At 62.2% G+C, this 13,883-nt stretch carries 12 protein-coding genes and 1 pseudogene; 10 read left to right on the plus strand and 3 right to left on the minus strand.

The window, feature by feature from the left end:
* The first annotated feature begins 33 nt into the window (after positions 1–33).
* From DEA8626_RS09060 to DEA8626_RS21755, 6 genes and pseudogenes are all read left to right on the plus strand, one after another.
* Positions 34–2,469, plus strand: a complete 2,436-nt coding sequence (locus DEA8626_RS09060; RefSeq protein WP_108852646.1) for a GcvT family protein — start codon at positions 34–36, stop codon at positions 2,467–2,469.
* Between the two features lie 170 nt (positions 2,470–2,639).
* Positions 2,640–3,653 carry a D-cysteate sulfo-lyase gene (gene cuyA / locus DEA8626_RS09065; RefSeq protein WP_108853396.1) on the plus strand — a complete coding sequence of 338 codons (1,014 nt, stop codon included), beginning with the start codon at positions 2,640–2,642 and terminating at the stop codon, positions 3,651–3,653.
* Positions 3,654–3,779: 126 nt separating this feature from the next.
* Positions 3,780–4,481, plus strand: a complete 702-nt coding sequence (gene cuyB, locus DEA8626_RS09070; RefSeq protein WP_245890811.1) for a cysteate racemase — start codon at positions 3,780–3,782, stop codon at positions 4,479–4,481.
* Between the two features lie 4 nt (positions 4,482–4,485).
* Complete coding sequence (hisD, locus tag DEA8626_RS09075; protein WP_108852648.1) at positions 4,486–5,763, plus strand: histidinol dehydrogenase; 1,278 nt, start codon at positions 4,486–4,488, stop codon at positions 5,761–5,763.
* Between the two features lie 683 nt (positions 5,764–6,446).
* The gene (locus DEA8626_RS09080) at positions 6,447–7,481 is read left to right on the plus strand and encodes a fatty acid desaturase (protein ID WP_108852649.1); all 1,035 of its coding nucleotides are present in this window, start codon (positions 6,447–6,449) and stop codon (positions 7,479–7,481) included.
* Positions 7,482–7,958: 477 nt separating this feature from the next.
* Positions 7,959–8,123: pseudogene (locus tag DEA8626_RS21755) on the plus strand (hypothetical protein); the annotation flags it as partial.
* A gap of 16 nt (positions 8,124–8,139) precedes the next feature.
* On the opposite strand, the gene DEA8626_RS21335 reads toward DEA8626_RS21755, so the two are convergent.
* The gene (locus tag DEA8626_RS21335; RefSeq protein WP_245890812.1) at positions 8,140–8,301 is read right to left on the minus strand and encodes a hypothetical protein; all 162 of its coding nucleotides are present in this window, start codon (positions 8,299–8,301) and stop codon (positions 8,140–8,142) included.
* Positions 8,302–8,892: 591 nt separating this feature from the next.
* Between DEA8626_RS21335 and DEA8626_RS09090 the strand changes: the two genes are divergently transcribed.
* Positions 8,893–9,420 carry a Hint domain-containing protein gene (locus DEA8626_RS09090; RefSeq protein WP_108852651.1) on the plus strand — a complete coding sequence of 176 codons (528 nt, stop codon included), beginning with the start codon at positions 8,893–8,895 and terminating at the stop codon, positions 9,418–9,420.
* Between the two features lie 5 nt (positions 9,421–9,425).
* On the opposite strand, the gene DEA8626_RS09095 is transcribed toward DEA8626_RS09090, so the two are convergent.
* Both DEA8626_RS09095 and DEA8626_RS09100 read right to left on the minus strand, forming a co-directional pair.
* Complete coding sequence (locus DEA8626_RS09095; protein WP_108852652.1) at positions 9,426–10,163, minus strand: RlmE family RNA methyltransferase; 738 nt, start codon at positions 10,161–10,163, stop codon at positions 9,426–9,428.
* A gap of 87 nt (positions 10,164–10,250) precedes the next feature.
* A complete protein-coding gene (locus DEA8626_RS09100; RefSeq protein ID WP_108852653.1) occupies positions 10,251–11,363 on the minus strand; it encodes a Ppx/GppA phosphatase family protein in 1,113 nt (370 codons plus the stop codon).
* Between the two features lie 247 nt (positions 11,364–11,610).
* Here DEA8626_RS09100 and DEA8626_RS09105 point away from each other — a divergent pair, with 247 nt between their 5' ends.
* The 3 genes from DEA8626_RS09105 to DEA8626_RS09115 are packed head-to-tail and all read left to right on the plus strand — an operon-like array spanning position 11,611 to position 13,848.
* Positions 11,611–11,907, plus strand: coding sequence for a virulence factor (locus tag DEA8626_RS09105; protein ID WP_108852654.1), 297 nt, complete (start codon positions 11,611–11,613; stop codon positions 11,905–11,907).
* A gap of 26 nt (positions 11,908–11,933) precedes the next feature.
* Complete coding sequence (locus DEA8626_RS09110) at positions 11,934–12,857, plus strand: methylenetetrahydrofolate reductase (RefSeq protein WP_108852655.1); 924 nt, start codon at positions 11,934–11,936, stop codon at positions 12,855–12,857.
* Positions 12,858–12,888: 31 nt separating this feature from the next.
* Positions 12,889–13,848, plus strand: coding sequence for a methyltetrahydrofolate cobalamin methyltransferase (locus DEA8626_RS09115; protein WP_108852656.1), 960 nt, complete (start codon positions 12,889–12,891; stop codon positions 13,846–13,848).
* Positions 13,849–13,883 lie beyond the last annotated feature (35 nt).

The raw sequence follows: 13,883 nt of genomic DNA on the forward strand, positions 1-13,883 counted from the left end.
ATATCACGAACAGTGGATGTTGGAGGCACTCCAATGAAATCGCGCACCAAGGTCGTGGTCATCGGCGGCGGCATTGCCGGCTGCTCGACGCTCTATCATCTCACCCAAGAAGGCTGGAGCGATGTAGTATTGGTGGAACGCAACGAACTGACCAGCGGGACGACATGGCATTCGGCCGCGCAGGTGACGAATTTCGGCATGAACCAGACTATGGTCGGTTTGAAGACCCATTCGATCAATCTTTACAAGGAGCTGGCTAGCGACCCGGACTACCCGATCAACTACCACCACGGTGATGGCGGTATCCGCCTGGCCAATTCCGAAGAGCAGATGCAGGGCTATCGCCATTTCGCCTCGATGGCGCGGGGAATGGATGTGCGTTTCGAGGTGATCGATGCCGAGGAATGCGCCCGCCGGCACCCGCTGATTTCGACAGACAACCTGATCGGCGGTCTTTGGGATCCGCTGGATGGCGACATCGACCCGGCGCAGCTGTGCCAAGCGCTGGCGCGTCGCGCCCGCAAGGCGGGGGCCGAGGTCTATCGCAACACACCGGTGATCGGGCTCACCCAGCAAAGAGACCACACGTGGACAGTGCACACCGAGCTTGGCGATATTGATTGTGACATCGTGGTAAACGCTGGTGGCTATCGCGTCAACGAGGTCGGCGCGATGATGGGGGTTCATCATCCAGTCGCCTCGATGGAGCATCAGTACTTCCTGACCGAAGAAATCCCGGCCATCAAGGAGGCAGGGCACCGGATGCCGCTGATCCGCTGCCCGATCAGCGACTATTATTGCCGCCAGGAAAAGAACGGGCTCTTGGTCGGGTTCTACGAACAGGGCTGCAAGACCTGGGGCATGGACGGGATCGATCCGAATTTCGTGAACGCGCTTTGTCCGAATGATCTGGACCGGGTGGCTGATGTGCTCGAAGGCGCATTTGAACGCATGCCGGCGCTTATGGAGGTGGGCATCCACACCGTGGTCAACGGCCCGATCACCTATACCATCGACGGCGCGCCGCTGGTGGGGCCGATCCCGGGCAAGCGCAATGCTTTCTGCATCATAGGCCTGCGCGCAGGTCTCGGCGAGGGCGGCGGCCATGGCTGGCTGCTGGCGCAGCAGATCGTCCATGGCGAGGCCTGCTACGACACCTGGTGCATCGACCCGCGTCGGTTTGCCGGCCACGCCAATGTCGAACTGACCGCGCTCAAGGCGGTCGAAGACTATCAGAACGAATTCCGCTTCCACTTTCCGCATGAACACCGCCCCGCCGGGCGCCCGGCCAAGACCACCCCGCTGACGCCTTTACTGGCCGCAGAAGGCGCTGAGTTCACGGTGGTCAACGGCTGGGAGCGGGTGGACTACATCAGGCCGTCGGCTGACTTCCATCCCTCGCTGTCGTTTCATTTTGACGAGGCCTTCGACATGGTCGCGGCCGAGGTGAGGAACGTGCATGAGAATGTGGGGCTGTGCGAGGTCAACGGTTTCAACCGCTTCGAGATCACCGGCACGGACCGCCATGCCTTTCTTGACCGCATGTTCTGCGGCAACGTCACCAAACGGGCGGGTCGTGTCGGACTTGGCTATTTGCTGAACCAACATGGCATGGTCAAGGGTGAAGCCACGGTCGCAAACCTGCCCGCCAGCGACCGCGGCCCCGAGCGGGCCTGGTACGGTTCGGCAGCGGCCAGCGAGTTGCATGACATGGATTGGCTTACTCAGCATGCCCGCGACGGAGAAGATGTGCAGATTCGCAGTCTGACCAATGATCAGACCATCCTGGTTCTGGCCGGCCCGAAGGCGCGCGACGTACTTTCCTCCTGTGCCCGGGGCGACTGGTCGAAACAGGCGTTTCCTTGGCTAAGCGTGCGCGAGTGCTTTGTAGGCTTTGCTCCGGCCACGGTGCTGGGGGTCAGCTTCTCGGGCGAACTCGCCTACGAAATCCATGTCCCCAACGCATCTCTCTATGCCGCCTGGCTGGCGCTCCGACAGGCGGGTGCCGCTCACGGCATGAAGCTGTTCGGAGCGCGCGCGGTCGAATCCATGCGGATCGAAAAAGGCTTTCTTCACTGGAAGGCCGAAATTCTCACAGAGTTTGACCCGTTTGAGACCTCACTCGATCGGTTCGTGAATCTGGAGAAGCCTGATTTTATCGGCAAGGACGCCCTGCGGAACCGACAGGGCGAGGGGCTGAGCAAGAAGCTTGTGATGCTGAAGATCGACACGACGCACGCTCCGGCCCGTGGCGGTGCCTCGCTGGTGCAGGGCGATACGGTCGTCGGCACCGCCACCTCGGGCGACTGGGGCCACCGGGTTGGCATGAACCTGGCCTTTGGCTTCGTTGAGTCCGAACTGGCAGGAGTTGGCAGTACCATGCAACTCGACCTCTGCGGCGATCTCGTCAGCGCCGAAGTGATTTCACCTTCACCTTACGATCCCGACCATACCCGCATCCGTGGATAGGCACATCATGAACGACGTTCACTGCGTAATCCTGCGGTCTTAAGAGTGATCGCGGTTATTCGGGTATGGTCACGCGCTGAATTCGGTGCCACTCCCATACAACGCGGAAATCTGCTCGTAGCCCGGCGGCCCTCGCGTTGCCGGCGCCACCCAACGAAAAGGACCTCGAAATGCACCTGTCACGTTTTCCCCGAGTCCATCTCGCGCATTTGCCGACCCCTCTGGAGCCGATGAAACGCTTGTCCGGGGAACTCGGTATTGATCTGTGGATCAAGCGCGACGACTGCACAGGAATGTCGACCGGCGGCAACAAGACGCGCAAGCTGGAATTCCTGATGGGTGAGGCGTTGGAACATGGCGCCGACATGGTCATGACCCAAGGCGCGACACAATCCAATCATGCCCGCCAGACTGCCGCCTTTGCGGCCAAGCTGGGTCTGACATGCCACATTCTGTTGGAAGATCGCACCGGCTATAACTACGCCAACTACAAGGGCAACGGCAACGTCCTGCTGGACCACCTCCACGGCGCGACGACCGAGAGCTTTCCTGGCGGTCACGATATGGTTGGCGAAATGGAGCGTGCGGCCGAGAAGAAACGGGCCGAAGGTCACAATGTCTACATCATCCCCGGCGGCGGATCGAACCCGACCGGCGCTTTGGGCTACGTGAACTGCGCTCTGGAACTGGTCGCGCAGGCCAACGACGCGGGGCTGAAGATTGACCGCGTGGTTCACGCAACCGGGTCGTCCGGAACCCAGGCGGGGTTGGTAACCGGGCTTTGCGCGATGAACGCGGGCATCCCGGTGCTGGGCATCGGCACCCGTGCGCCGCAGCAGAAACAGGAACAGATGGTCCATGACCTGGCCTGTAAGACCGCTGAAAAACTGGGCTGCACCGGAGTGGTCAGGCGCGAAGACGTCCTGGCCAATACGGACTATGTTGGCGAGGGCTACGGCCTGCCGACCGACAGCGGCATCGAAGCGATCCGCCTGTTTGCCGAGCTGGAAGGCATCCTGCTTGATCCGGTCTATTCCGCCAAGGGCGCCGCGGGCCTGATCGAACTGGCGCGCAAAGGGACCTTTAAGGGCGAACGTGTCGTGTTCCTGCATACCGGCGGGTCGGCAGGCTTGTTTGGCTATGACTTCGCCTTTGACCACGCCGACCGCTGGATCAACCTGTAAGGAGAGGGCCGCCGTGGCACCTAAGTTCGCAAGATCGATCACGCAGCAGGACGCTACCCCGATCGACGCAGCCTTCGCCGCGCAGGCGGTCGCGTCGACCCGAGTGGCGGCATGCGGGCTCGCCCCGTGACCCGTCGTCGTGTCGGCATTCTGGGCGGCATGGGGCCCGAGGCGACGATCCTGCTGCAGCAGCGGGTTCTGGCGACGGTGCGGGCGGTCGATGATGCCGACCACATACCGCTCTTGATCGACATGAACCCGCAGGTTCCCTCGCGCATCGCGCACTTGATCGAGGGCACAGGCGCGGATCCCGGTCCGGTGCTGGCGGCGATGGCGCGGCGCTTGGAAGCCGCTGGGGCGAGCGCGCTGGCGATGCCTTGCAACACCGCCCATCATTACGCCCCGGACATCGAGGCAGCCGTGTCCATTCCGTTCTTGAACATGATCGACCTGTCAGTTGGGAGGGCAATGTGCCACCTGAACAAGGGTGCCAGCATCGGCATTCTCGCCTCGCCAGCGGTGCGCCTGGCCGGCGTCTTTGACGCGCCTTTGGAAAGGGCGGGTCTCATGGCGCTCTGGCCCGAAGACGCCGGCCGGATGCTCGATGCCATCCGGACGATCAAAGCCGAAGGCCCCACGCCCGAGACTCGCCGCACACTCGAAGACGCCGCAGAAGATCTGGCCTCCAGGGGCGCGGCGCATCTGTTCGTCGCCTGTTCGGAATTCTCGCTGATCGCGGATGCTTTGCCCGGCGCCGTCCCGGCCACCGACACGGTCGATGTACTGGCCGACGCGATCCACGACCACACCTTTACGAATTGGAGTTGACCCAATGGCCATCTCCTATCTGAAAAAAGCCGATCCAAGACCCGTTTCAGAGAACAACGGCATCCGCGACATCGTGGCCATCATGCTGAACAACATCGAACGCGATGGCGAAGAAGCAGTGCGCCGCTACGGCGAAAAACTGGACGGATGGACCGGCGAGATCGTCTTGTCGGGCGCCGACCGCAAGTCTGCCTGCGACCGCGTTCCCGCAAGCCTCAAGGACGACATTCGGTTCGCCCACGCCAATATCCTCCGCTTTGCCGAAGCACAAAAAGCCACGATGGGGGACTGTGAGATCGAGTTGATACCGGGCCTGATCGCGGGACAGAGGCAAATCCCGGTGTCGAGCGCGGGCTGCTACGTGCCTGGGGGGCGCTACAGTCATATCGCCAGCGCATTGATGACTATCACCACCGCCAAGGTCGCGGGCGTCCCACACATTACCGCCGTTTCGCCACCGCGCCCCGGGACAGGGATTCCCGATGCCATCGTCTATGCGATGGATATCAGTGGGGCGGATCTGATCCTGAATCTTGGCGGCGTGCAGGGCATCGCCGCCATGGCGCAAGGGCTCTTTGGCGCGACGCCCGCCGACATTCTTGTCGGCCCCGGCAATTCCTATGTGGCCGAAGCCAAACGCATGCTATTTGGCAGGGTCGGGATCGACATGTTTGCGGGCCCCACGGACTCGCTGATAATCGCGGACCACACCGCTTCGGTCGAAACCGTGGCCTGGGATCTGGTCAGCCAGGCCGAGCACGGTGCCGACAGCCCGGTCTGGCTTGTGAGTACCGAGAGGGCACTGGCCGAAAGCGTCATGGCCAGCGTGCACACGCTGATCGACAGCCTGCCCGAACCCAATGCTTCGGTTGCGCGTACCGCTTGGGTGGACCGCGCAGAGGTGATCCTGTGTGACAGCCGTGACGAAGCTGCAAGCGTGTCCGACCACTATGCCCCCGAACACCTTCAGGTACAGGCCGCCGATCTCGACTGGTGGCTGAACCGTCTCACGGCCTATGGATCCTTGTTCCTGGGCAAGGAAACGACCGTATCATTCGGCGACAAGACCGCTGGCCCAAACCACGTCCTGCCGACCAGCGGCGCCGCGCGCTATACTGGCGGCCTGTCGGTGCACAAATTCACAAAGACCGTCACCTGGCAACGCTGCAATGAAGAGGCGTCCCACCAGTTGGCCGAGCGGACTGCACGGATAAGCCGGATGGAGGGAATGGAGGGCCACGCGCGCGCTGCAGAACTGCGGCAGAAACTCGGCGCTCACTAGGACGCAGCGTTCTGCGCCACGCTCCATGCTTTGGACAGGATATGAAGAAGCGTGTGCTACCGTCGCTCCCGCTGATCGGGTTCCATGATGCCATCTCTCTGCCAAGACCACCGCGGGGAGGCAACCGCCAAAGGCAGAAAGCGGGCGCTGGCGAATGCGGCAGGTCGCGCATCCCCCCCTGCCCGCGTGCGGCTCCGAAGCGGTTTCCCATGCGTGCAGGCAGACCTACTCGGATTTCAGAGTCGGCCACAGACGTTCGAAGAATATGTTGTCGAGGAAGCGCCCCTTTCCGCCCACGGCGATGCGCGACCGAGCGCGACACATCGTGAGCGAGACATGGACACTCAATTCACCTTGTGCGCCTTGCGACGGAGATCTTTGCCAACCTGGTCAGCCGTCGGCTTCTGTGTTCCAGCTTTCCGTCTCATCTTTACTCCTTGATGGTTCGGATGAGCCGCAATCGTTCCTTTGGGCAAATCCCCCTAGTCAGGCCCACAGGTGCTGATCCCGTACAATCAGAGATCCTTCGCCGCAGCATCTGAACAACCCTTCAGGCGCAGCGGCCCCGGTACCTGAACCAATACTCGCCACGGATCAAATTTCGCGAATGCCCCCCAAGAGGCATTTGCGCCGACTCACTATTGGTTTATGAAGTCCGCCGACAAAGACAGAAAAGCAGGCGCATGTTCGATCATTCCGAATCGTCGCGGCACGAGCCCGAAACGCGGGCCGCTAGAGAGTGGGTCAAGGTACTTTCAGACTACCGCGAGTCTAGTTCGCTGCGCAGCACGTTCGAGCTTGCAGTCACCGCGGGGCCCTTCGTTCTTCTGTGGGCTCTGGCATGGTGGTCGCTGTCCTACAGCTACTGGCTGACCTTGACGATCTCCATGTTCAATGCGGCCTTCCTGTTGCGGTTGTTCGCCATCCAGCACGATTGCGGCCATGGGGCGTTCTATGAAAACCGGACCGTGAGTGATTGGCTCGGACGGGTGATCGGCGTGCTTACGTTGACCCCCTATGACGTCTGGCGGCGCACCCATTCCATGCACCACAGCACGTCTGGAAATCTCGGGCGACGCGGCATGGGCGATATCCACACGCTGACAGTCGCGGAGTACCGCGCGCTGACACCGCTCAACCGCTTATTGTACAGGCTTTATCGCCACCCCGTTGTTCTGTTCGGTCTGGGGCCGGGATATCTCTTTTTCATCCAGAACCGATTGCCCTTGGGGCTGATGGCCAAGGCCAGATACTGGGCCAGCGCAATGTGCACGAACGCCGCGATCCTCGTGGGGTTGACCCTCATCCTGTACTTCGGCGGCCTGATGCCGATCTTGTTGATTTTTCTGCCATCGACACTTCTTGCTGCAACGGCGGGGGTCTGGCTGTTCTATGTGCAGCATCAATTCGAGACCACGCATTGGGAAGCTGAGGAAGACTGGCAACTGCATGATGCAGCCCTGAAGGGAAGCTCGCACTACGTGCTGCCGACTGTGCTGCAGTGGCTGAGCGCCAACATCGGAATCCACCATGTGCATCACCTTCACAGCCGTATCCCGTTCTATAGATTACCTGAAGTGCTGCGCGATCACGCGGTCCTGGCCAGCGGCAATCGAATGACGATCCGAGAAAGCATACTTAGCGCCCGGCTGCATCTGTGGGACGAAGAGTCCAAACGGCTGCTGTCGTTTTCACAGGCCAAGGACCGTTATCGCTGAGTCGACAGAGGTCACGGGATCAACGCGCGCACGGCAGGTGTCTCGGACCAGAGTTGCTGCGAGCGCCCGGGAGGCCTAAATTTGCTATTCACTGGTTTCTAGCGACTGCTACTCACGCCTGGCGGCGGATGTAAGGTAAGCTATTGAAATAATTAAGATATACAAATTGAGCTCTTGAGCTGTAACAGAAAATACCTTTGCCAGACACCCCCTTTGGCCTAGTCGGATTTCGCCCACTGTCATGGGTGTCGACTAAATGCGCAGCCAAAGTCAGTTACGGTCGGGCGGAGCAGTGCGCGACTTGATCGAGCCTGTATCGTCGCAGCCGCCCGCCGCTCAGGCTACTCCATCCTGCGCAAGTCCGCGATCTGCGCCGTCCGAACATGCGGGGTAAGCGCTTTCTCGATCCGCTCCTGCCGTCTTGCTGCTGATAGTGCGAGTCCTGTCGCCATGTGGGTTGAGGATAGGGCACCAAAAATGGACGGCCGTTTGGACGGCTCGAAGGATGGCTGCGCGGGCCGCATCGAGGTGATTGAGGGTCGCACGGGCCAGCGTCAGCGCAGTGAGGTCCAGCGGGTGCGCAGTGCGGCCGAGAGCCTGGCACCGGGGGCGAAGGTGGCCGATGTGGCGCGACGGCACGGGGTGACCCCTAATAGGTCTACGACTGGCGCAAGAAGCTGGCCGCGGGGACGCTGGCGTTGTCGGCCGAGGCGATGGCGAAGCCGGCTTTTGCGGCGCTGGTCGTCGAGACGCCCCCAGCGCCAGCCCATCTGCGAGACAGCCGGAACGAGGAATCGCGGCGCCGGATCGAGGATCTCATGCCCTGGGCCTCCCGAAAACCGTCACGCCTCGCAGAATCGGGGGCCGGGAAAGCGATTCCTGTTGTCGGCCGCACGCACGATGATTCACTTTGTTGCGCGCGGTTGGCGCTCTCGGGCGGCTTACTCGTCGCGGATTTGGGGGCGAACATGCCCAAGTGGCGAGATTGTTTCACGACAAACGATCCGATTTCCACAGGCCGCACACGCGTCGCGTGTCGCTTGGAAGAAGGCCGTTGGTGGCCGAATCCGTGAACAATGCCGCACTACATGTGCAAATTTCAGTTCCGATTGTACGTCCGTTCGCCGAATTGTTTCGAAACTGTCCACATGTCGGCGACAGAGCGCCCACACGCACAGGTTGACCACAATATATTGTGACGAATTTCGGTGGAATATGGCCTATACTGGCTGTATTCGGCGAACCTTGCGCCGGGTTCAGAAGGTCGGTCGCGTCGCGATTCCCCGGATATGGGAATGATTCCGGCGCCCAGGCCAACCCGGCGGGCAAGCAAGGTTGAAGCGGAGCGGATACGAGCGGCCCGACACGGCTGCAGCAAATTGACAGAACGAACCATATTTCGAACGCAACGATGAACGATGAACACATCCTGAGCGCCGTGGTCGAGGCGCTGTCCAAATCCGAGGCAAAGGCGCCCCCTGCGCCGTCGAAACCTGAGCGTCCGCGCCGGTCGGTCGAATGGACGATTGGGGGCTTTTGCGACGACGCCCGCGTGACGACGTCGTTCGGCGAGCTGCCAATTCAGGCGCTCAGGCGTCGCGATCCGCTGCGTACGGTCGAGGGCCCACTCGCCCGGGTAGAGCGGGTTGACCGGATCCAACTGGACGAGGCGTTCCTGGAACAGAACCCTGACGCCCAGCCGGTGCGCATTCAGGCGGGCGCGCTCGGACCGAACCGGCCCAAGACGGACGTACTGGTATCGCCGCACCAGGCGGTGGGCGTGGGCCAGTACGGCAACGACTTCCGGCGCGCGCGCGATCTGCTTGATCGGCCGGGCGTGGTGCGTCAGCCGGCACTGGGGCTCAGTTACTATGTGTTTCAGTGCGAAGCGCCAGCGACTGTCGAGGTTGAGGGCCTAAGTATCCACGTCAGCCCCTAGTCAACCTAATCGCCGCCGCGCTCCTCTGGCAGGCCCCTGAAACCCGTCGCCACGACGAATTTCTCGGAACTGTCCGCGCGGCTTGCCGGCGGTTTGACATTCGCGACCTTCTGAAATGCCCGCTTCAAGAGAGCCTGAAGTTCATTTTCCGCCCCGCCGGCAAGGACCTTGGCCACGAAGGTGCCGCCCTCCTCCAAAACGTCAAATGCAAAATAGGCCGCCGCCTCGCAGAGCGCGACGATGCGCAGGTGGTCCGTGCCCTTGTGGCCCGAAGCGGCGGCGGCCATGTCCGACATCACAACATCGGCGCGACCGTCGAGCCAGGCCTTGACCTTGTCGTCCGCTCCGTCCGACAGGAAGTCGAGCTGATGTATCTCCGCGCCAGCGATCGGCTCGACCTCCTGCAGATCAATTCCGAGGACGCGCCCGACCTTCTTGCCCGGATTCTGGCCGAGCGCGTTCACGCGCTCCACCGCGACCTGGCACCAACCTCCCGGCGCGCAGCCAAGGTCGACGACACGCGCACCGGGCAATAGGAAGCGGAACTTGTCGTCAAGCTCGAGGATCTTGAAGGCCGCCCGTCCGCGGTAGCCCTCCTTCTTCGCGCGCTGGACGTAAGGATCGTTGAGTTGCCGTTCGAGCCAGAGCGTGGAGGACAGCTTTCGCCCCTTCGCGGTTTTCACGCGCACGCGAAGATCGCGTTGCCCGCGCCCTGAGGTCCTGCCAGCCGGAGTTTTCGCCATGATTAGCGCCCGCGAGGGCCCTCTCCACTTCACCTTGGCCCCAATACCCGTGTCCCGCCCGCGACGCAATCGCACCGGCTGACGCGGTCAGAATGGCCCATCCTCGAGAACGCCGTCCGCGGTCATCTGCGCGTAGAGAAGCCCTTCGCGCAGGCCCCGGTCCGCCACGGACAGTCGATCCGTCGGCCACAGCCGCATCAGCGCCTGAAGGATCGCCGCGCCCGACATGATCAGAGAGTGCCGGTCGCGGCCGATGCGTGGATCCTTGCGCCGGCCTTCGGGGCCGAGGTGAAGGTAGTCGCGGATCACGCGGTCGATCTGGTCAGACGTCATCCTCAACCCGTCCACTTTGGTGCGGTCGTAGCGCCTGAGCCCGAGATGGCTCGCCGCGACTGTGGTGACCGTCCCTGACGTCCCGATGATCTGGAAGCCTTCGCGTGGCTGCGATGAGTTGTAGGGCGAGAAGTCGGCAAGGTTCTCTTCGAAGAACCAACTCATGAGCGCGAACCGCGCGGAATCGTCCTCGACGTCGGCAAACTGGTCTTTGAGCGTTGCGACGCCAAGCGGAACCGAAATCCAGTCCACGACTTTCGCCGCCGGAAACGGACTGTCGGGCGGATGGAAACCCGCGTGCAGCCGCATGATCGCGCGGGGCCGCTCGGAACGGGGCACGGCAGAGAGGTCGATCCAGACAAGCTCGGTCGAGCCGCCGCCGATATCGACGACCAGAAGCTGCTCGGTCTTGGTCGAGACGAGAGGCGCGCAGGACACGACGGCCAGCCGCGCTTCTTCTTCCGGCTCGATGATCTCGAGCGGCAGAGCGGTTTCGCGCGTCACGTAGCGAATGAATTCAGATGCGTTCGTGGCGCGCCGGCATGCTTCGGTCGCGACGAGCCGCATGCGTCTGACCTCGTGCTGCTCGATCTTTCGGCGGCAGATCTGCAACGCCTGAACCGTCCGCGCCATCGACCCACGGCTAAGCCGGCCCGATGCTTCAAGTCCGAGTCCAAGCTGAACGGACTTGGAAAAACTGTCGACGACGTGAAACTGACTGCCCTTGGGCTGGGCAATCAACATCCGACAACTATTTGTCCCCAGATCCAGCGCCGCATAGAGCTGCGCGGGGTCGGGTCTTGGGGTGCCTGGCGGCTCGACCGATCTCGGGAACGCGCCCGCACCTCCGGGACGCCTGGGCGCCATCGTTGCGCCCTCCGATATGCTGTTGTCTTCAATCTATCCATCGACCTGCCTTGGTGCAAGAGACGCGTCAAGCTCGCGCCCGGTGGGCATTGCCCCGCCCGTCCGCCGGAACACGCGCGAGACGCCTTCGCACCCGCGGGACCGGATGCGCGAAAAACGACGTCGCTCCGGTCGCGCACAATGTCGAAAACCGTCCTAGCCCGTAGCGCGGCGCAGAGTATTGAGGGCGCCAACGAAAGGATTCGGCATGGCAGAGGTCACCATAGTTTACTGGCGGGACATTCCGGCGCAGGTCATCGTCGGCAAGGGTCGGCGCGGCGTGAAGAAGCAGCTGCCGGAACGGTTCGAACAAGCGATCGACCGCTGCGCGATGAAGATCGGCGCTCGAGATACCGACACCTATCTCGCGGAGTGGCGCAAGGCACAGCCCGTCGAGGTGGCAGGCGAAGATCAGGCGGTGGCCGAGGCGGAAACCGCCCGGCTTGTCGCCGAGTACGACACCGAGCGTCTCAAGGCGCTTATCGCGAACGATGGCTGGGCGTGACAGCCGCTAGGCTCCGGAGGACTGCTATGGCACTTTTGAACTTTCGTCGCAAGGAAACCCCTGCGTTCTCTCCGGCCCGGGAGGATGTCGAGGCCTTTCTTGAAGGATACTCGATTGAGGTGATGCCCCGTACGGCCGAGAAGGTCGAGGATTTTCGCGACCTGCTGCCCAAGGGCTCGCGCGTTTACATCGCCCATATCGACGGCACGCCGATCGACGAAATGGTCGCGACCGCCAAGCGCCTGCGCGGCGAAGGCTACAAGGTCATGCCGCACTTCCCGGCACGCATCATCAAGGACAAGGCGACGCTCGCCGACTGGATCGCCCGCTATCAGGGCGAGGCTGACATCAAACAGGCGCTGCTGCTCGGCGGCGGCATCAGCGAGCCACAGGGGGATTTCCACTGCTCGATGCAGCTGATCGAAACCGGCTTGTTCGACCGGTTCGAGCGGCTCCATGTTGCCGGCCATCCGGAAGGTAACAAGGACATCGACCCTAACGGATCGGACGAGAACGTCATGGAGGCCTTGCGCTGGAAACAGGCTTTCTCCGAGCGCACGGATGCCAAGATGGCGATGGCGACGCAGTTCTGCTTCGACGCCAAGCCGGTCATCGACTGGGTCAATCGCCTTAACGCCGAAGGCATCGAGTTGCCGGTCCATATCGGCATCGCAGGCCCTGCAAAACTCCAGACGCTCATCAAGTTCGCCATCGCCTGCGGTGTCGGGCCTTCGCTAAAGGTGCTTCAGAAGCGCGCGATGGACGTCTCGAAGCTGCTTCTGCCCTACGAACCCGACGATGTCATCTGCGCGCTTGCGGCTCACAAAGCGGCAAATCCCGATTTCGGAATCGAAGCCGTGCATTTCTTCCCGCTGGGCGGTATCAAGACCAACGCAACCTGGGCGATCGAGCACGGCGGCAAGTCCGCCGTTCCGGCCTCGCAAGCCTGATCACACGCAAGCCTGATGAATCGAGGGAAGTATGACCCGCACCGTCATTGAATCGAAATCAAAAACCGTCGTCATCGGCTTCGAGGAGCCATTCTGCGTCATTGGCGAGCGGATCAACCCGACCGGCCGCAAAAAGCTTGCCGCCGAGCTTGAGGCGGGTGATTTTTCCACCGTCGAGAAAGACGCGTTGGAGCAGGTCGCCTGCGGCGCGATGGTACTCGATGTGAACGCGGGTGTGGTCTACAACTCCAACCCCAACCCGAACGAGACCGAGCCGCCCTTGATGACCAAGATGATCGAGATCGTCCAGGGTCTCGTCGATGTGCCGCTCTGCATCGATTCTTCAGTTCCCGGTGCGCTTGAGGCGGGTCTGGCGGCGGCTAAGGGCCGCCCGCTCCTGAACTCGGTCACCGGCGAGGAAGAACGGCTGGAACTCGTCCTGCCGCTTGTCAAGAAGTACAACGTGCCGGTCGTGGCGATTTCGAACGATGATACCGGCATCTCAATGGATCCTGACGTCCGTTTCGCAGTGGCGAAGAAGATCGTCGAGCGCGCAGCCGATCACGGCATCCCGGCTCATGACATCGTCGTCGATCCCCTTGTCATGCCCGTGGGCGCGCTTGCCTCGGCCGGTCAGCAGGTCTTCACGCTTGTTCGCCGCCTGCGCGACGAGCTGGGCGTCAACACGACCTGCGGCGCGTCGAACATCTCGTTTGGGCTGCCCAACCGGCACGGCATCAACGCGGCCTTCCTGCCCATGGCCATCGGTGCGGGCATGACCTCGGCGATCATGAATCCGGTCCGCTCGGTCGAGATGGAGGCTATCCGGGCTGCGAACTTCCTGATGAACCACGATTCCAATGGCGGCGAGTGGATCAAGTTCGCCCGCGTTCTGGAAGCAGTGAAGGAAGGCAAGGACTTCGCCACGGCTTCGGTCGATGTTGCCTCTGCGGGCCGTCCCGGTCGCGAAGGCCGCCGCCGCCGCGGCTGAACATCGGTCATATCCCGGCCACCAAGCCCCGGCTC

Source organism: Defluviimonas aquaemixtae (assembly GCF_900302475.1).
GTDB classification, from domain to species: domain Bacteria; phylum Pseudomonadota; class Alphaproteobacteria; order Rhodobacterales; family Rhodobacteraceae; genus Albidovulum; species Albidovulum aquaemixtae.